The sequence below is a fragment of the Pseudomonas sp. MWU12-2345 genome (genome assembly GCF_023242385.1).
Lineage (GTDB): Bacteria > Pseudomonadota > Gammaproteobacteria > Pseudomonadales > Pseudomonadaceae > Aquipseudomonas > Aquipseudomonas gingeri_D.
On record NZ_JALLJA010000011.1, the window covers coordinates 78,616 to 96,335 of the forward strand.

Sequence of the window (17,720 nt, forward strand, 5' to 3'; positions counted from 1 at the left end):
ATTACTCGGCCATCGAAGAAGAACGGGAGGTAGGGATTGGTGGAACCGGGTCATAACCACCGGCATTCCACGGATGACAGCGACCTAAGCGACGAACGGTCAGCCAGCCACCGCGCAGGAGTCCATGAGTTTCGATGGCTTCATACGCGTAGCAAGAACAACTGGGGTAGAAACGACAGTGATTGGCCATCAAGGGACTGATGGCATAGCGATAAAACTGGATCGGAACGAGGGCCAGTTTACGCATCTGGGCTGTCTACCCCCACAGTTTCGGTTTTGACTACAGGTGCCGCTGGCGCCGTACGGGCCAAGCGTTTCCAGAGTTTGCCGAAATGCTGGATCAATTCAGGGTTTTCGATATCGCCCAGACCTTTGCGCGCGACGATAACTATGTCCCAGCCGACCAGTGAATCCTGGTGCAGTCGGAACGACTCGCGCATCAGACGTTTCAGGCGATTGCGCTCAACGGAGAGCTTGACGCTCTTTTTTCCGATAACCAGCCCCAGACGGGGATGATCCAGATCGTTGTTGCGCGCAAGGAGCAGGAGATTTTTCCCCGGAACCTTGCCGGTGGGGGAGTCAAAGACTGCCTTGAAATGCCGAGGAGTAAGCAGACGCTTTTCCCGACTGAAGTCCTGACTCACCACCCGCGCCGGATTATCAAACTGCCAGACGAGCACGGCCTTTGGCGCGGCGACGCGACAAGACGGCACGACCGTTTTTGGTGGCCATGCGAGCACGGAAGCCGTGGGTGCGGGCGCGTTTGATAGTGCTGGGTTGGAAAGTACGTTTCATGGCGTTGCTACCTGGTTCGTCACAACGGGCCGGAATGGCCCCCGTTTTAAGAGACCGGGGATTCTAGAGAAAGCAAGCCCGCAGGTCAATTTCCAACCAGCTTTTACTTCATATAGATATTCGGCCCGATCTGCCTGGTACCCACCATGACCTAGATATAAGAATAAAGAAGGGAATTATTTAAAGCTTTTCTGTAAAGCTTATAGAAGCTTAGGCAGCCATTATCTGTGGATAAGTACCTTGAGGCCATGAAACACCTACTGTACAGAGGATGACAACTGGGTGGGTAAGCAGTGCTCCGCCTGTGCCGCGCTGTCGGATAAGCTGTGGGTGGAATGCCATGTTATCCACAGGCCAGTTACCCACAGACTTTCGCCCCCACTTGTGCAACGCCCTCAGGGGCGGTTATCCACAGAGCTTATGCACATACCATTGGTCGCTTTGTCCACCGATAAGCGGTTGATTCTTCAGGTTGTCCCTGCAACCTACATGTGGATAAGTGCTCGGCCTGCCGGTACAATGGCCGCTTGTTTTTGCCTCACCGGCTTTCAACTTAGGGGATATCCGTGTCAGTGGAACTTTGGCAGCAGTGCGTGGAGCTTCTGCGTGATGAGCTGCCTGCCCAGCAATTCAACACCTGGATCCGTCCACTACAGGTCGAAGCCGAAGGCGACGAGTTGCGTGTCTATGCACCGAACCGTTTTGTGCTCGACTGGGTCAATGAAAAGTACCTGGGACGTTTGCTCGAACTGTTGAACGAGCATGGCAACGGCCTGGCGCCCGCGCTTTCCTTATTAATAGGCAGCAAGCGCAGTTCCGCTCCGCGTGCCGCGCCCAATGCCCCGTTGGCCGCCGCGGCTTCCCAGGCCATGGCCGCCAGTGCTCCGGCGCCCGTTGTGGTGACTGCCACGCCGACCGCGCAGCCGGCACCGACCCCGAAGGCGGCGGTCGAGGTCAGCCAGGAACCGTCCCGCGACAGCTTCGATCCGATGGCCGGCGCCAGTTCGCAACAAGCCCCGGTGCGTGCCGAACAGCGCACCGTCCAGGTAGAAGGCGCGCTCAAGCACACCAGCTACCTGAACCGCACCTTTACCTTTGAGAACTTCGTCGAGGGTAAGTCCAACCAATTGGCCCGGGCCGCGGCCTGGCAGGTGGCGGATAACCCCAAGCATGGCTACAACCCGCTCTTCCTTTATGGCGGCGTCGGCCTGGGTAAGACCCACTTGATGCACGCCGTGGGTAACCACCTATTAAAGAAGAACCCGAATGCCAAGGTGGTCTACCTGCATTCGGAGCGTTTCGTCGCGGACATGGTCAAGGCTTTGCAGCTCAACGCCATCAACGAGTTCAAGCGCTTCTACCGTTCGGTGGATGCCTTGCTGATCGACGACATTCAATTCTTCGCCCGCAAGGAACGGTCCCAGGAAGAGTTTTTCCACACCTTCAACGCCTTGCTTGAAGGCGGTCAGCAGGTGATCCTGACCAGCGACCGTTATCCGAAAGAGATCGAAGGCCTGGAAGAGCGCCTGAAGTCGCGTTTCGGCTGGGGCCTGACCGTGGCGGTCGAGCCGCCGGAGCTGGAAACCCGGGTCGCGATCCTGATGAAGAAGGCCGACCAGGCGAAAGTCGAACTGCCCCACGACGCGGCGTTCTTCATTGCCCAACGTATTCGTTCCAACGTCCGTGAACTCGAAGGCGCGCTGAAGCGGGTGATCGCTCACTCGCACTTCATGGGCCGCGACATCACCATCGAGCTGATCCGCGAATCGCTGAAAGACCTGCTGGCGCTGCAAGACAAGCTGGTGTCTGTGGATAACATTCAGCGCACGGTGGCCGAATACTACAAGATCAAGATTTCCGACCTGCTGTCCAAGCGCCGTTCGCGCTCGGTGGCACGTCCACGCCAGGTCGCCATGGCCTTGTCCAAGGAACTCACCAACCACAGCTTGCCTGAAATTGGTGATGTCTTCGGCGGGCGCGACCATACTACGGTCTTGCATGCATGCCGCAAGATCAACGAACTTAAGGAATCCGACGCGGACATCCGCGAGGACTACAAGAACCTGCTGCGAACACTGACCACTTGATGACACCAGCGCAGCTTATTAAGGCAAGGGACTAGACCATGCATTTCACTATTCAACGCGAAGCCCTGTTGAAACCCCTGCAACTGGTCGCAGGCGTCGTCGAGCGCCGCCAGACCTTGCCGGTGCTCTCCAATGTGTTGCTGGTCGTCGAAGGCCAGCAACTGTCGCTGACCGGTACCGACCTGGAAGTCGAGCTGGTCGGTCGCGTCCAACTCGAAGAGCCAGCGGAACCGGGTGAAATTACCGTACCGGCGCGCAAGCTGATGGACATCTGCAAGAGCCTGCCCAACGACGCCCTGATCGACATCAAGGTCGACGAGCAGAAGCTGGTGGTGAAAGCCGGCCGTAGCCGCTTCACCCTGTCCACCCTGCCGGCGAACGATTTCCCGACAGTGGAAGAAGGCCCGGGCTCGCTGACTTGCCAGCTCGCCCAGAGCAAGCTGCGTCGCTTGATCGAACGCACCAGCTTCGCCATGGCCCAACAGGACGTGCGTTACTACCTCAACGGTATGCTGCTGGAAGTATCGGCCGGTATTATCCGTGCCGTGGCCACCGACGGCCACCGTCTGGCCATGTGCTCGATGCAGGCCGATATCGGTCAGCCGGATCGCCACCAGGTGATCGTGCCGCGTAAAGGCATCCTCGAATTGGCCCGCCTGCTGACCGAGCCGGAAGGCAACGTGAGCATCGTTCTCGGTCAGCACCACATCCGGGCAACCACAGGCGAATTCACCTTCACCTCCAAACTGGTGGACGGCAAGTTCCCGGACTACGAGCGTGTTCTGCCAAAAGGCGGCGACAAGCTGGTCCTCGGCGATCGCCAGGCACTGCGTGAAGCCTTCAGTCGTACCGCGATCCTGTCCAACGAGAAGTACCGTGGTATCCGTCTGCAACTGGCCAGCGGTCAGTTGAAGATCCAGGCCAACAACCCTGAGCAGGAAGAAGCGGAAGAAGAAATCAGCGTCGACTACAACGGCGGTTCGCTGGAGATCGGCTTCAACGTCAGCTACCTGCTGGACGTGCTGGGCGTGATGACCACCGAGCAGGTGCGTCTGATCCTGTCCGACTCCAACAGCAGCGCGCTGGTGCAGGAGTCGGACAACGACGACTCCGCCTACGTCGTCATGCCGATGCGCCTGTAACGGTGTCGCGCCTGCCCATGTCCAGCCAACGCTAGATGTCCCTCAGTCGTGTTTCGGTCACCGCGGTGCGTAATCTGCAGCCGGTGACCTTCTCCCCCTCCCCGCGTATCAATATCCTTTACGGCGCCAACGGCAGCGGAAAAACCAGCGTGCTCGAAGCGCTGCATCTGCTCGGGCTCGCGCGCTCGTTTCGCAGTACCCGTCTGCTACCGGTGATCCAGTACGAACAACTCGCCTGCACGGTCTTCGGTCAGGTGGAGTTGGCCGAGGGCGGGCACAGCGCGTTGGGGATATCACGGGACCGCCAGGGCGAATTCCAGATCCGCATCGATGGGCAGAACGCCAAGAGCGCGGCGCAACTGGCGGAAATCCTGCCACTGCAACTGATCAACCCGGACAGCTTCCGCCTGCTTGAAGGGGCCCCGAAGATCCGCCGCCAGTTCCTCGACTGGGGTGTGTTCCACGTGGAACCTCGTTTCATGTCGACCTGGCAGCGCTTGCAGAAGGCCCTGCGGCAGCGGAACTCATGGCTGCGGCATGGTACACTTGACGCCGCTTCGCAAGCGGCCTGGGACCGGGAACTGTGCCTGGCCAGCGCCGAAATCGATGAGTACCGCCGCGCTTACATCAAAGTCTTGAAACCAGTCTTTGAGCAAACCTTGAGCGAGCTAGTCGAACTCGAGGGCTTAACGCTGAGCTATTACCGTGGTTGGGACAAAGAGAAGGAACTGAGCGCCGTGCTCGCCTCTTCCCTGCACCGGGACCAGCAAATGGGTCATACCCAAGCCGGACCACAGCGAGCTGATTTGCGTCTTCGATTGGGGGCACACAATGCCGCGGACATCTTGTCCCGGGGTCAGCAGAAACTGGTGGTCTGTGCCTTGCGCATTGCTCAGGGGCACCTGGTCAGTCAGGCCCGGCGCGGTCAGTGTATTTATCTGGTGGATGACCTGCCGTCCGAGCTGGACGAGCAACACCGTCGTGCACTCTGTCGCTTGCTGGAAGACTTACGCTGCCAGGTGTTTATCACCTGTGTAGACCACGAATTATTGAGGGAAGGCTGGCAGACGGAAACGCCAGTCGCTTTGTTCCACGTGGAACAAGGCTGTATCACCCAGACCCACGACCATCGGGAGTGAAGGCATGAGCGAAGAAAATACGTACGACTCGACCAGCATCAAGGTGCTGAAAGGTTTGGATGCCGTACGCAAACGTCCCGGTATGTACATTGGCGACACCGATGATGGTAGCGGTCTGCACCACATGGTGTTCGAGGTGGTCGACAACTCCATCGACGAAGCCCTCGCCGGCCATTGCGACGAAATCAGCATCATCATCCACCCGGATGAGTCCATCACCGTACGCGACAACGGTCGCGGCATTCCGGTAGACGTGCATAAAGAAGAAGGCGTTTCCGCGGCCGAGGTCATCATGACCGTGCTGCACGCCGGCGGTAAGTTCGACGACAACTCCTATAAAGTCTCCGGCGGTTTGCACGGCGTGGGTGTGTCGGTAGTGAACGCCCTCTCCGAATTGCTGGTGCTGACCGTGCGTCGCAGCGGCAAGATCTGGGAACAGACCTACGTCCACGGTGTGCCACAGGAGCCGATGCGAACCGTCGGCGACAGCGAAACCACCGGTACCGAGATTCACTTCAAGGCCTCCGCCGAAACCTTCAAGAACATCCACTTCAGCTGGGACATCCTGGCCAAGCGGATTCGTGAACTGTCTTTCCTCAACTCCGGTGTCGGCATCGTCCTCAAGGATGAGCGCAGCGGCAAGGAAGAGCTGTTCAAGTATGAAGGCGGCCTGCGGGCGTTCGTTGAATACCTGAACACCAACAAGACCCCGGTCAACCAGGTTTTCCACTTCAACGTCCAGCGTGAAGACGGCATCGGCGTGGAAATCGCCCTGCAGTGGAACGACAGCTTCAACGAGAACCTGTTGTGCTTCACCAACAACATTCCGCAGCGCGATGGCGGTACTCACCTGGTGGGTTTCCGTTCCGCACTGACGCGTAACCTGAACACCTACATCGAAGCGGAAGGCCTGGCGAAGAAGCACAAGGTCGCTACCACCGGTGACGATGCCCGCGAAGGCCTGACCGCGATCATTTCGGTCAAGGTACCGGATCCGAAGTTCAGCTCCCAGACCAAGGACAAGCTGGTCTCGTCCGAAGTGAAGACCGCGGTCGAACAGGAAATGGGCAAGTACTTCTCGGACTTCCTGCTGGAAAACCCGAACGAAGCCAAGCTGGTGGTCGGCAAGATGATCGACGCCGCCCGTGCCCGTGAAGCGGCGCGTAAAGCCCGTGAGATGACCCGTCGTAAAGGTGCGCTGGATATCGCCGGCCTGCCGGGCAAACTGGCGGACTGCCAGGAAAAAGACCCTGCCCTTTCCGAACTCTACCTGGTGGAAGGTGACTCTGCTGGCGGTTCCGCCAAGCAGGGTCGTAACCGTCGCACCCAGGCGATCCTGCCGTTGAAGGGCAAGATCCTCAACGTGGAAAAAGCCCGTTTCGACAAGATGATCTCGTCCCAGGAAGTGGGCACGCTGATCACCGCGCTGGGCTGCGGTATCGGCCGCGACGAGTACAACATCGAGAAGCTGCGTTACCACAACATCATCATCATGACCGATGCCGACGTCGACGGTTCGCACATCCGTACCCTGCTGCTGACCTTCTTCTTCCGTCAGTTGCCGGAGCTGATCGAGCGTGGCTACATCTACATCGCCCAGCCGCCGTTGTACAAGGTGAAGAAAGGCAAGCAAGAGCAATACATCAAAGACGACGACGCCATGGAAGAGTACATGACGCAGTCGGCCCTGGAAGATGCGAGCCTGCACCTGAACGAAGACGCACCGGGTATTTCCGGTGAAGCGCTGGAACGTCTGGTGAATGACTTCCGCATGGTGATGAAGACCCTCAAGCGTCTGTCGCGCCTGTACCCACAGGAACTGACCGAGCACTTCATCTACCTGCCGGCGGTGAGCCTGGAGCAGTTGGGCGATCACGCCGCGATGCAGGAATGGTTGGCCAAGTACGAAGTCCGTCTGCGTCTGAACGAGAAGTCCGGCCTGGTCTACAAAGCCAGCCTGCGTGAAGACCGTGAACGTAACGTCTGGCTGCCGGAGGTCGAACTGATCTCCCACGGCCTGTCCAACTACGTCACCTTCAACCGCGACTTCTTTGGCAGCAACGACTACAAGACCGTTGTGACCCTAGGCGCGCAGTTGAGCACCTTGCTCGATGACGGCGCCTACATCCAGCGTGGCGAACGCAAGAAAGCCGTGACCGAGTTCAAGGAAGCCCTGGACTGGTTGATGGCCGAAAGCACCAAGCGCCACACCATCCAGCGATACAAAGGGCTGGGTGAGATGAACCCGGACCAGTTGTGGGAAACCACCATGGACCCAGCGGTTCGCCGGATGCTGAAAGTGACGATCGAAGACGCCGTCGGTGCGGACCAGATCTTCAACACGCTGATGGGCGATGCGGTAGAGCCACGTCGTGACTTTATCGAGAGCAATGCGTTGGCGGTGTCGAACCTGGATTTCTGATGGTGTGTAGGTTCACAGAATAGTTGCGCATTTTCACAAATAAAGGGATCGGCCAACCCCTCGGGGTTGACTGACCATGCTCAAAGGAGGCCCGCGCGAGCGGGCTTTTTTTGGCGTGCGATAAGGTTGGCCGAAAGAGCGTCTCGATACGGTGGCAGTAGCTGACTTATTTTGCTGTCGGCGGCTTCGTCTGTTCGGGAGCGCTGATGTTTAACCGTGTGCAGATTGCTGGATCAGGGGTTAAATGGTCTCGTACTTTATCGGACAGCGCATAACCATAAAGCTCCGGGTTGCAGCGAGCCGCCTGGGCTATCCATTCTGTTCGGTTGGTGACGACCAATACTCCGCTCAGAGCTGCGCCGATTAGGGCCAACGCGCCGTAACTAAGTACCACTTTGTCTAACTGGGGAGGAGCGCCTGGAATTGGTATCAATAGTGCGCTTCGTGCAATTGGCTCAAGCTTGCTGACGGTGTACCCGGTAAAAAGTAGGCCTAATGAGCCGCTAATCGACGAATAGACGGCGCCATCAACCCCGTTGAAGGGCGCCGAGAGGATGGCGGCAATACAGCCAACAACAAGACCTATCAGTAGAAATAGGCAGCGGTTGATGCGGATATAGGCGTTGGCGGCTATCCACGGGCTTCCATTGGGCCCCGGTACTCCCATCCCATAGCACAGCAGAAGGGCTAACAGTAGGCAGATAAAGAAAGCGGCATCCGTTATGAGCGCGGTGAAACTAGGGTAAGTGTGGCTGAGCGACTTGATGATTTCATTCATTGAGGTGTGCTCCCGTTCAATCGGTAAGTAACAGCTCTCGTCGCCCAGAATGCTACGTAACCTTGAGAAATGCCGAAGAGTGCTCCTCAGCTTAGTCCGCTTTTTCTGGGAGGTTTTCGATGACGGGGCAAAATATTAGCTTGAAGGCCCTCCATCGAGGCTACACGTGTGCATTTCATAGCATTCTCCCTTCACGATTTAAAAGCAAAATCCCCCTTCTGTATTCAACAAGCCCGTCTACACTCTAGGATCTATGCCCATAGGTGGCATTGTGCCTCACCCGGAAACTGAACTGTTTTACCACTATCCGACGACTGACCCCGCACCACCCTCAAGGGAGCGGGCCGTTGGCGGATAACCTTGTTGTGCAGTGGAGCTTTGTTCAACTGATTCAGGGAGGAACCTATGTCGTCATCCGGCAACCTGCAGCTACCGCGGCCTGCTCCTCAGGCGAGCGCATTTTTCTGGATACCCCTTATCCCCGCCGCCCTTGGTGTGTGCGTGTTGCTATTGAGCGACTGGCGCCCTGCCAACCTGGCCTGGTCGGCATGCCTGCTGGTGGTGGGGGGGCTCGCCGGACTTTTGAACCAGCGTCATTACCGGCAATTGTCAGCCCGGCTACTGAGTGACGCCCAAGCCGTTCAGAGCACCATCGACACGGCGCCAACCGGTGGCCTTGAGGCCGTCTGCCTCGAAGCCATTCCCATCTGGTCCCGGCAAATCGAGAGCTCTCGCACCGAGACCGAAACCGCCATCATTGAACTGACCAGCCGTTTCAGCGCCATTGCCGAACATCTGCAACAGACCGTTGATAACTCCCAGGCGACGGCGGGCGATCTGGCCGACCACAACCAGGGCAGTGCATTGGAGGTCCTGGCCCAGAGCGATGCCGAGTTGCTGCATGTGATCGAGTCGCTCAAAACCATTCAGAAAAGTCGCGACGAGATGCTGGTACAGGTCCGCAACCTCACCGGCTACACCGGCGAACTGCGGGCCATGGCCGGTGAAGTGGCGGCCATCGCCCAGCAGACCAACCTGCTGGCGCTCAACGCCGCCATTGAAGCCGCCCGCGCCGGGGAAGCCGGGCGTGGCTTTGCCGTGGTGGCCGATGCGGTGCGGACCCTCTCCAGCCAATCCAGCGAAACCGGGCAGAAAATGTCCGCCAAGGTCGACATCATCAACGGCGCCATCACCCAACTGGTGGAGGCCGCGGCCAGCAGTACCGATCACGACAAGGATTCGGTGGCCGAGTCGGAAGCCAGCATCCAGGGCGTCCTGGAACGCTTCAAGAGCATCACCGGCCAACTCTCCGAATCCGCGGCCCTGCTGCAACGCGAAGGCCTGGGGATTCGCGACGAGGTCACCGAAGTGCTGGTCAACCTGCAATTCCAGGACCGGGTCAGCCAGATCCTCGCCCAGGTCCGCAACAACATGGAAGCCCTGCTCCGTCACTTGCGCGAAGCCCAGGTGCCGGGTTCCACGGTGGTGGTCGATGCTCCCGCCTGGCTGGCGGAAATGGAGCTGACCTACGCCACCGATGAACAGCGGCGCAATCACCGCACGGGCAAGGTCAACGTCAATAAACCCACGAGTACCCAGGAAATCACCTTCTTTTAGGAGCCGGTCATGGCAAAAAATGTAATGGTGGTCGACGATTCAAGCAGTGTTCGTCAGGTAGTCAGCATCGCGCTCAAAAGCGCGGGATACGACGTAATCGAAGCCAGTGACGGCAAGGACGCCCTGGGCAAGCTGACCGGGCAGAAAATTCACCTGATCATCAGCGATGTGAACATGCCGAACATGGACGGCATCACCTTCGTCAAGGAGGTGAAAAAGCTGCCCAGCTACAAATTCACCCCGATCATCATGCTCACCACCGAATCCCAGGAAAGCAAGAAGCAGGAGGGACAGGCTGCGGGGGCACGGGCCTGGGTGGTCAAGCCGTTCCAGCCGGCGCAGATGCTCGCCGCCGTATCCAAGCTGATCCTGCCCTGAGCCCGGGCACTACCAGGACCGGGCAAACAGGGAGATTCGCGTATGCCGATCATTTGCCAAGCAGATACTTCGACTCCACACCTGGGGATCGAAGGCGAGATGACCATCTATACCGCCGCAGAACTCTATGGGGAACTGGCGCCATTCCTGACGTTGGGCAGCCCCCTGGAGATCGACCTCTCGCAGGTCACTGAAATCGATGGCGCGGGCCTGCAACTGTTGATGCTCGCCAAGCGTGAAACCTTGCGTACGGGCGTTGCGCTGCAACTGAGCGGACACAGCCCGGCAGTGCTTGAGGTATTCGAACTCTGCGACCTGGGCGGGACGCTGGGGCAGCCGTGATCCAGGGCTACAAGCTTCCGCGGTTCTCTGACCCCGGGGCGATAAAAAGGACTCTATCGTGACGATCAATCTCGACCAGGCACAGCAGACTTTCATCGTCGAAGCACGCGAGCTGCTTCAGGACATGGAGTCATCGTTGTTGCAGCTGGAGTCCGAACCCGATGACAACGATGCCATCGGCGCGATCTTCCGTGCGGCGCATACCATCAAGGGGTCCGCCGGACTGTTCGGCTTGAGCCCCATCGTCGGGTTTACCCATATCGTCGAAGACGTGCTCGATCGCTTGCGCGACGGGGCCATCCAGGTCGATGGCGAGTTGATCGCCCTGCTGCTCAGAAGTGCCGACCATATGCTGGAGCTGGTTGAGGTCGTGGCCGGCGCGGGTGAGGCGATGAGCGACAGCGCCCAGGAGCGTGAGGTGGCGCTGCGCCAGGGATTGCAGAACTACCAGGCCGTCCGGGCGGCGTCTGTGGTGCCGGCATTGATCGATATCCCGGTGGCCCAGCCGGTACCCGGCCAGGACTCGGTCAGCTCCGGCTATTGGCACATTTCCCTGCGTTTCGGCGCGGATGTGTTTCGCAATGGCATGGACCCGCTGTCCTTTCTTCGCTACCTGAATACCCTGGGCGAGATCGTCCATATCGTCACTCTCGCCGATACCCTGCCCGCCCTGGAGCAGTTCGATGCCGAGAGCTGTCACCTGGGCTTCGAGATCGACCTGGATTCCGATGCCAGCCGTGAAACCATCGCCGAGGCCTTCGATTTCGTGCGTGACGACTGCCAGATCCATATCCTGGCGCCCCACAGTCGGATGGAAGAGTACCTGCGACTTATCAATGCACTGCCTGAAGAACCGGCTCGACTGGGGGAAATCCTGACCCGATGTGGCGCACTGACAGCCAAGGAACTGGAAGACGGTTTGCGCGCCCAGCGCGAGCATGCCGAGGCGGCCGGGACAGCGGCCATGCCACTGGGGGAAATCCTGATTGAACAACGGGTGGTCGAACCGGCCGTGGTGCAGTCCGCACTGGAAAAACAGGGCCGGCAGCGCGAGCAGCCCCCCCAGGCTACGGCGGTCGAGGCTCGCTTTGTCCGGGTCAATGCCGACAAGCTGGACGAGCTGATCAATCTGGTGGGCGAACTGGTCATCGCCAGCGCCGGGGCCAACCTGTTGGCGCGCGGCAGCTCGAACGGACCGTTGCAGGAATCCACTTCGGTGGTGTCGGGACTGGTGGAGGAAATCCTCGACGGCGCGTTGCACCTGCGGATGATCCCCATCGGCGACACCTTCAACCGTTTCCGTCGTGTGGTCCGGGATGTCAGCCAGGAACTGGGCAAGGACATCGAACTGCTGATCAGCGGTGCCGATACCGAGCTGGACAAGACCGTGGTGGAAAAAATCGGCGATCCGCTGATGCACCTGCTGCGTAATGCGATGGATCACGGCATCGAATCCCCGTCGCTGCGCGAGGCCGCCGGCAAGCCCGCCAAGGGCCGGTTGCAGCTCAACGCCTTTCACGATTCGGGCAGCATTGTCCTGGAAATCGCCGACGACGGCGCCGGGCTGAACCGCGACCGGATTCTGCAAAAAGCCGTCGAGCGCGGCCTGGTCCCTGTCGGGGCGAACCTGACGGACCAGGAAATCTACAATCTGATTTTCGAAGCAGGGTTTTCCACCGCCGAAGCGGTGACCAACCTGTCCGGGCGCGGCGTGGGCATGGATGTGGTCAAGCGCAACATCACCCTCTTGCGTGGCACGGTGGATCTGGATAGCCAACCCGGACAAGGCACGGTCATTCGTATCCGCCTGCCCTTGACCCTGGCGATCATCAACGGATTCCTCGTGGGCATCGGCCAGATCCACTACGTGGTGCCGCTGGAAATGGTCCAGGAGTGCATCGAGTTGAGTGCCGGGCAGCGTCAGAATCTGGCGGGTAACAACTACCTGGACCTGCGCGGGGAAGTCCTGCCGCTGGTGCGCTTACGCGACCACTTCGATCATGCCGGGCTCAGTCTTCGCCGCGAGAACGTGGTGGTAGTCCGTTGTGCCGAGCAGAAGGCCGGACTGGTGGTCGATGAGCTGCTGGGGGAATTCCAGACCGTCATCAAACCCCTCGGCAAGCTGTTCAATGCACTGCGTGGCATCAGTGGCTCCACCATTCTGGGCAGCGGCGAGGTCGCGCTGATTCTCGATGTTCCGGCGTTGCTGGGGGAGCTGGTCCAGCGTGAAACCCGGCAAGCCGCTGCTTATTCCTTGACCGATAGCAAACCTGGCAACTCAGCCAACCACACCGCACATGGAGGGGCCCTTCAATGAAATGGTTCTACGATCTGAGAATAGCAACCAAGCTCATCGCTTCGTTTCTGCTGGTGTTGGTCCTGATGGCGCTGATGGGAGCATTTGCTGTCATTCAACTGGGCCAGGTCAACCAGACCGCCACCGACATGCGCGACAACTGGCTGCCCTCCGTGCGCCTGTCCTCGGGCATTCGGTTTTTTGTCGCCAACTATCGGATCAAGGAGATTCGTTATCTGCTGGCCGAAGATTCGACGGAGCGAGCTCAGTATGAACAAGAGACTACCGATGCCCGCAAGGAGGTCGACACCCGCATTGTCCGCTATGAGAAGGACGGCCTGATTTCCGGCCCCGCGGAACAAGCGCTGTTCGATACGTTCAAGAACGACTGGGAGACCTACCTGGCCAGCAGCAAGAAGATGCTCGCCGAGTCCCGGCAGGAGGGTGGGCGCGAGCAAGCCATGGCTGTTCTCAGGGGGGACTCGAAGCGAACCTTCGAATTGATATCCGCCGATCTGCTGAAAATAATCGAACTCAACGACACCGGGGCGACGGCCGCCAATCAACGGGGTAACGAGATCTACGCCAACGGACGGATGTCGATCATGGCCGCGGTGATCGTGGCCTTGCTCATTGGCATTGCCCTGGCGTTGTTCATTTCGCGGATCATTGCCACCCCGCTAAAAGCCGCTGCCGGTGTTGCCGGCCAGTTGGCCGAGGGTAATCTGGCGGTAACCATTGCATCGGGTTCCAAGGACGAGACCGGTCAGGTGCTTACGGCGATGCAGACCATGGTCGGCAAGCTCTCGCAGATTATCGGCGAAGTGCGCACCGCCGCCGACAACCTGGCCAGCGCGTCCGAGGAAGTCAGCGCCACCGCGCAGTCCATGAGCCAGGCCACCAGCGAGCAGGCGGCCAGTGTCGAGGAGACCAGTGCCTCCGTCGAGCAGATGAGCGCCAGCATCAACCAGAACACCGAGAACGCCAAGGTTACCGACGGCATGGCGAGCAAGGCGGCCAAGGAAGCCACCGATGGCGGCGACTCCGTGCAGCAGACCGTCCAGGCGATGAAGAAAATCGCCCAGCGCATCAGCATCATCGACGACATTGCCTACCAGACCAACCTGCTGGCCTTGAACGCGGCCATTGAAGCGGCGCGGGCGGGAGAACATGGCAAGGGCTTCGCGGTGGTGGCGGCGGAAGTACGCAAATTGGCCGAACGCAGCCAGGTGGCCGCGCAGGAGATCGGCGAGCTGTCCACCAGCAGTGTCGAAATGTCCGAACGGGCCGGACGCTTGCTGGATGAAATGGTGCCTTCGATCAACAAGACCTCCGATCTGGTCCAGGAAATTACCGCCGCCTCCGAAGAACAGGCCGCCGGCGTGGCGCAGATCAATACCGCGATGAACCAGCTCAACCAGGTCACTCAGCAAAATGCTTCAAGCAGCGAAGAGCTGGCCGCCACGGCCGAAGAGATGAGCAGCCAGGCTGAACAGCTGCAGCAGGCGATGAGCTTTTTCACGCTGGAGGCGGCCAATGCGAGCGTGAACGTGGCGCAAGGCAAATCGCGCGCGGCCGGTGGCATGGCGCGATCGGTCGTACGGGCACCGCAACCGGCCCTGCACAAGAGTTTCGCCCAGGCCGTCGGCCCTGACGAAAGCGAGTTCACCCGGTTCTGAGCGACGCCTGGACGCGGACCCTTTTCATGCAGGAGAGCAACATGGGTGCATTAATGACTACCCGCCAGGCGGTGGCGGTGCCAACGCAGGAGGCGCAGTACCTGACGTTCCTGCTGGCCGGCGAAATGTTCGCCATCGGCATCCTGGGAATCAAGGAAATCATCGAGTACGGCCATGTCACGCCAGTGCCGATGATGCCCGCCTTCGTCCGTGGCGTGATCAACCTGCGCGGTGCCGTGGTGCCGGTGGTGGACCTGGGCGCGCGCTTCGGGCAGCAGTGTTCGAGCGTGACCCGGCGCAGTTGCGTGGTGATTATCGAAGCCAGCGATGATGACGGCCGGGCCCAGGATATCGGCTTGCTGGTCGACACGGTGTCCGAGGTGCTGGAAATTCCGGCGGCCGAGGTCGAACCGCCGCCGAGCTTCGGTGCGCGCATTCGCGCCGATTTCATCAGTGGCATGGCCAAGGTCGAAGGCAAGTTCGTCATCGTCCTGGACGTTGACCGGGTGTTGTCGGTGGATGAGATGTCGCAGCTGGCGGAGGCCGGTGGTAGCCACATACACCCGGTGCCGTGAGTGGTGAAGAAGGAGCGTCAGGTTGAACGGCATCAAGCTCGAGGATCGCGAATTCACCCAGTTCCAGACCTGGCTCTACGGGGCGGCGGGGATCAGCTTGTCGGCCGCGAAAAAGGCCCTGGTCGCCGGGCGTCTGTTCAAGCGCCTCAAGCATCACGAACTGGACAGTTATGATGCCTATTTCAAACTGATCATGGGCAAGGAGAACGCTGGTGAGCTGCAGGTGGCCCTCGACCTGTTGACCACCAACGAGACCTACTTCTTCCGCGAACCCAAGCACTTTGACTTCCTGCGCCAACAGGTATTGCCCCGCGCCGCGCCGGGAAAGACCTTCCGGGTGTGGAGCGCGGCCAGCTCCTCGGGCGAAGAACCCTACAGCCTGGCCATGACCCTGGCCGAGGGCCTGGGCAGTACGCCGTGGGAGGTGATCGGCTCGGATATCAGCACCCAGGTATTGGCCAAGGCCCGCAGCGGGCACTACCCGATGGAGCGGGCGAGCAACCTGCCGTCCGCGTTGCTGAGCCGCTATTGCCTCAAAGGCATTGGTCAGCAGAGCGGCACCTTCCTGATCGACAAGAGCCTGCGTCAGCGGGTGAGCTTTATCCAGGTCAATCTGAACGACACCCTGCCGCAACTGGGGGAGTTCGAGGTTATTTTCCTGCGTAACGTAATGATCTACTTCGATCAGGAGACCAAGCGCAAAGTGGTCAACCGTCTCTTGCCGTTTCTGCGGCGCGGCGGTTATTTCATCATCAGCCATTCGGAAAGCCTGCACGGCGTCAGTGACGCGTTCAAGCTGGTGGCTCCCTCCATCTATCAAAAGCCATGAAGGCCGCTATTGCCATGGACGTCGAAGAAATCTACCTGGCTCCCGGAAGTCTGTGCTTTCGCAACAGCCCTACCCGTATCCACACCCTGTTGGGGTCGTGTGTTTCCATGATCCTCTGGCATCCGGTGCGTAAGCTCGGCGGGATATCCCATTGCCTGCTGCCCGGCCGCCGACAGCGCGGCGAGGTCCTGGACGGTAGTTATGTCGACGAAGCTTTCGAATGGTTGATGCTGCACATTCAGGGCTATCGGAGCGAGGCCCGCGAGTATCAGCTGAAGTTGTTCGGTGGTGGTGAGATGTTTCCGCAACAGTCGCGTGACTATGCCGCCGGTGATATCGCCGGCCTGAACTGCGCGGCCGTCACCCAAATCGCCGAGCGTCTGCGCTTGTCACCCAGTGCCATGGACCTGGGGGGAACCGGGCACCGCAGCCTGGTCTTCGACACCTGGAGCGGCGATGTCTGGGTTCGGCATCTCTCTTTGCAAACGCTGGAAGGCAGTCATGAAAAAAATAAGCGTTTTGCTGGTCGATGATTCCGCCGTGGTTCGGCAGGTGCTGATGGCGATTCTCGGCCAGGCCCCGGATATCGAAGTGACGGTCGCCGCCGACCCGATCTTCGCCATGGATAAAATGGCCAAGGCCTGGCCGGACGTGATTGTGCTGGATGTGGAAATGCCCCGCATGGACGGCATCACCTTTCTGAAAAAGATCATGGCCGAGCGCCCCACCCCGGTGGTCATCTGCTCCTCGCTGACCGAACGCGGCGCCGAGACCACCTTGCAGGCGCTTGCGGCCGGGGCTGTGGATATCATCACCAAGCCACAAGGCGGCGTTAAGAACTTCCTGTTGGAGTCCGCCGCCCATCTGCTCGGCGCCGTTCGTGGCGCGGCCGGTGCCAATGTCAGGAACCTCGCCCCGCGCGCGGCGGCGCCACGACTTGAGGTGGCCAGCAAGCTGAGCGCCGATGCGATGTTGTCGGCGGCCGGCAGCCAGGCGATGGCCCAGACCACCGAGCGCATTGTCGCCATCGGCACGTCCACGGGTGGGACCCAGGCACTGGAGGCGCTGCTCACCGTGCTGCCCAGAGTCTGCCCGGGGATCGTCATCGTTCAGCATATGCCGGAGAAATTCACCGCCTCCTTTGCCCAGCGCCTCAACGGGCTGTCGCAGATTGAAGTCCGCGAGGCGCAGAACAATGATCGGGTGTTGCCCGGCCTGGCGCTGATCGCCCCGGGCGGCAAGCACATGATGCTGGTGCGTAACGGCGCCTACTACCACGTGCAGGTGGCGGACGGCCCGCTGGTCAATCGCCACCGGCCGTCGGTGGATGTGCTGTTTCGCTCGGTAGCCAAGTTCGCCGGGAAGAACGCCACCGGCATCATCATGACCGGCATGGGCGACGATGGTGCCCGTGGCCTCAAGGAAATGGCCGATGCCGGTGCCGCGACCGTGGCCCAGGACGAGGCCAGTTGCGTGGTGTTCGGCATGCCCAGGGAAGCCATCAAGCTGGGTGCCGCCAAACGTGTCCTGTCCTTGCAAGACATGCATCTGGCGGTGCTGGGCAAGTAGCCTGGGTTCACTCCGGTTCCAGCTCTTCTCCTGGGAATATTTCCCAATCAGCACATTTGCAATCCAGGCGCT

General features: G+C 59.8%; 17 protein-coding genes. 13 read left to right on the forward strand and 4 right to left on the reverse strand.

What is annotated here, in order from left to right; all coding sequences use genetic code 11:
- Position 1: 1 nt before the first annotated feature.
- From yidD to rpmH, 3 genes are read right to left on the reverse strand one after another with little or no spacing between them, the layout of a single operon-like run.
- A complete protein-coding gene (gene yidD, locus M5C71_RS21070) occupies positions 2 to 247 on the reverse strand; it encodes a membrane protein insertion efficiency factor YidD (RefSeq protein ID WP_100939920.1) in 246 nt (81 codons plus the stop codon).
- On the reverse strand, positions 240 to 647 hold the full coding sequence (gene rnpA, locus M5C71_RS21075; RefSeq protein ID WP_177104019.1) for a ribonuclease P protein component: 408 nt from the start codon (positions 645 to 647) through the stop codon (positions 240 to 242). The genes yidD and rnpA overlap by 8 nt, the downstream gene beginning before the upstream one ends.
- A 13-nt stretch (positions 648 to 660) precedes the next feature.
- Positions 661 to 795 (reverse strand): 50S ribosomal protein L34, encoded by a 135-nt coding sequence (rpmH, locus tag M5C71_RS21080; protein ID WP_003213577.1) that lies wholly within the window; start codon positions 793 to 795, stop codon positions 661 to 663.
- A 566-nt stretch (positions 796 to 1,361) separates the two neighbouring features.
- Here rpmH and dnaA point away from each other — a divergent pair.
- From dnaA to gyrB, 4 genes are read left to right on the forward strand one after another with little or no spacing between them, the layout of a single operon-like run.
- Positions 1,362 to 2,882 (forward strand): chromosomal replication initiator protein DnaA, encoded by a 1,521-nt coding sequence (gene dnaA, locus M5C71_RS21085; RefSeq protein ID WP_248768652.1) that lies wholly within the window; start codon positions 1,362 to 1,364, stop codon positions 2,880 to 2,882.
- A gap of 38 nt (positions 2,883 to 2,920) precedes the next feature.
- On the forward strand, positions 2,921 to 4,024 hold the full coding sequence (dnaN, locus tag M5C71_RS21090) for a DNA polymerase III subunit beta (RefSeq protein WP_152736577.1): 1,104 nt from the start codon (positions 2,921 to 2,923) through the stop codon (positions 4,022 to 4,024).
- A gap of 35 nt (positions 4,025 to 4,059) precedes the next feature.
- Positions 4,060 to 5,163 (forward strand): DNA replication/repair protein RecF, encoded by a 1,104-nt coding sequence (gene recF, locus M5C71_RS21095; RefSeq protein ID WP_100939924.1) that lies wholly within the window; start codon positions 4,060 to 4,062, stop codon positions 5,161 to 5,163.
- A gap of 4 nt (positions 5,164 to 5,167) precedes the next feature.
- Entirely contained in the window at positions 5,168 to 7,585 is a 2,418-nt protein-coding gene (gyrB, locus tag M5C71_RS21100) for a DNA topoisomerase (ATP-hydrolyzing) subunit B (RefSeq protein ID WP_103497171.1), read from the forward strand.
- A gap of 166 nt (positions 7,586 to 7,751) precedes the next feature.
- Here gyrB and M5C71_RS21105 read toward each other — a convergent pair whose 3' ends face one another.
- The gene (locus tag M5C71_RS21105; protein ID WP_103497172.1) at positions 7,752 to 8,363 is read right to left on the reverse strand and encodes a hypothetical protein; all 612 of its coding nucleotides are present in this window, start codon (positions 8,361 to 8,363) and stop codon (positions 7,752 to 7,754) included.
- A 405-nt stretch (positions 8,364 to 8,768) separates the two neighbouring features.
- On the opposite strand from M5C71_RS21105, the gene M5C71_RS21110 reads away from it, so the two are divergent.
- The 9 genes from M5C71_RS21110 to M5C71_RS21150 are packed head-to-tail and all read left to right on the forward strand — an operon-like array spanning position 8,769 to position 17,648.
- Positions 8,769 to 9,980 (forward strand): methyl-accepting chemotaxis protein, encoded by a 1,212-nt coding sequence (locus tag M5C71_RS21110; protein ID WP_103497173.1) that lies wholly within the window; start codon positions 8,769 to 8,771, stop codon positions 9,978 to 9,980.
- A 9-nt stretch (positions 9,981 to 9,989) separates the two neighbouring features.
- On the forward strand, positions 9,990 to 10,358 hold the full coding sequence (locus M5C71_RS21115) for a response regulator (protein ID WP_040071872.1): 369 nt from the start codon (positions 9,990 to 9,992) through the stop codon (positions 10,356 to 10,358).
- 42 nt (positions 10,359 to 10,400) lie between these two features.
- On the forward strand, positions 10,401 to 10,700 hold the full coding sequence (locus M5C71_RS21120) for an STAS domain-containing protein (protein ID WP_103497174.1): 300 nt from the start codon (positions 10,401 to 10,403) through the stop codon (positions 10,698 to 10,700).
- A 58-nt stretch (positions 10,701 to 10,758) separates the two neighbouring features.
- Positions 10,759 to 13,017, forward strand: coding sequence for a chemotaxis protein CheA (locus M5C71_RS21125; protein WP_248768653.1), 2,259 nt, complete (start codon positions 10,759 to 10,761; stop codon positions 13,015 to 13,017).
- Entirely contained in the window at positions 13,014 to 14,675 is a 1,662-nt protein-coding gene (locus M5C71_RS21130) for a methyl-accepting chemotaxis protein (RefSeq protein WP_248768654.1), read from the forward strand. Before M5C71_RS21125 ends, M5C71_RS21130 begins: the two co-directional genes overlap by 4 nt.
- 41 nt (positions 14,676 to 14,716) lie before the next feature.
- Positions 14,717 to 15,250, forward strand: a complete 534-nt coding sequence (locus tag M5C71_RS21135; protein WP_103497177.1) for a chemotaxis protein CheW — start codon at positions 14,717 to 14,719, stop codon at positions 15,248 to 15,250.
- A 22-nt stretch (positions 15,251 to 15,272) separates the two neighbouring features.
- Positions 15,273 to 16,079, forward strand: coding sequence for a protein-glutamate O-methyltransferase CheR (locus M5C71_RS21140; protein ID WP_103497178.1), 807 nt, complete (start codon positions 15,273 to 15,275; stop codon positions 16,077 to 16,079).
- Positions 16,080 to 16,093: 14 nt separating this feature from the next.
- On the forward strand, positions 16,094 to 16,612 hold the full coding sequence (locus M5C71_RS21145; RefSeq protein ID WP_248747430.1) for a chemotaxis protein CheD: 519 nt from the start codon (positions 16,094 to 16,096) through the stop codon (positions 16,610 to 16,612).
- Positions 16,581 to 17,648 (forward strand): chemotaxis response regulator protein-glutamate methylesterase, encoded by a 1,068-nt coding sequence (locus M5C71_RS21150; RefSeq protein WP_103497180.1) that lies wholly within the window; start codon positions 16,581 to 16,583, stop codon positions 17,646 to 17,648. Before M5C71_RS21145 ends, M5C71_RS21150 begins: the two co-directional genes overlap by 32 nt.
- The last annotated feature ends 72 nt before the right edge of the window (positions 17,649 to 17,720 follow it).

What these genes read in the sequence shown, in the direction of transcription:
- yidD (WP_100939920.1), bottom strand. Translation starts at nt 247, where the DNA reads ATGCGTAAACTGGCCCTCGTTCCGATCCAGTTTTATCGCTATGCCATC.
- rpmH (WP_003213577.1), bottom strand. Translation starts at nt 795, where the DNA reads ATGAAACGTACTTTCCAACCCAGCACTATCAAACGCGCCCGCACCCAC.
- dnaN (WP_152736577.1), top strand. Translation starts at nt 2,921, where the DNA reads ATGCATTTCACTATTCAACGCGAAGCCCTGTTGAAACCCCTGCAACTG.
- recF (WP_100939924.1), top strand. Translation starts at nt 4,060, where the DNA reads ATGTCCCTCAGTCGTGTTTCGGTCACCGCGGTGCGTAATCTGCAGCCG.
- gyrB (WP_103497171.1), top strand. Translation starts at nt 5,168, where the DNA reads ATGAGCGAAGAAAATACGTACGACTCGACCAGCATCAAGGTGCTGAAA.
- M5C71_RS21105 (WP_103497172.1), bottom strand. Translation starts at nt 8,363, where the DNA reads ATGAATGAAATCATCAAGTCGCTCAGCCACACTTACCCTAGTTTCACC.
- M5C71_RS21110 (WP_103497173.1), top strand. Translation starts at nt 8,769, where the DNA reads ATGTCGTCATCCGGCAACCTGCAGCTACCGCGGCCTGCTCCTCAGGCG.
- M5C71_RS21115 (WP_040071872.1), top strand. Translation starts at nt 9,990, where the DNA reads ATGGCAAAAAATGTAATGGTGGTCGACGATTCAAGCAGTGTTCGTCAG.
- M5C71_RS21120 (WP_103497174.1), top strand. Translation starts at nt 10,401, where the DNA reads ATGCCGATCATTTGCCAAGCAGATACTTCGACTCCACACCTGGGGATC.
- M5C71_RS21130 (WP_248768654.1), top strand. Translation starts at nt 13,014, where the DNA reads ATGAAATGGTTCTACGATCTGAGAATAGCAACCAAGCTCATCGCTTCG.
- M5C71_RS21135 (WP_103497177.1), top strand. Translation starts at nt 14,717, where the DNA reads ATGGGTGCATTAATGACTACCCGCCAGGCGGTGGCGGTGCCAACGCAG.
- M5C71_RS21145 (WP_248747430.1), top strand. Translation starts at nt 16,094, where the DNA reads ATGGACGTCGAAGAAATCTACCTGGCTCCCGGAAGTCTGTGCTTTCGC.
- M5C71_RS21150 (WP_103497180.1), top strand. Translation starts at nt 16,581, where the DNA reads ATGAAAAAAATAAGCGTTTTGCTGGTCGATGATTCCGCCGTGGTTCGG.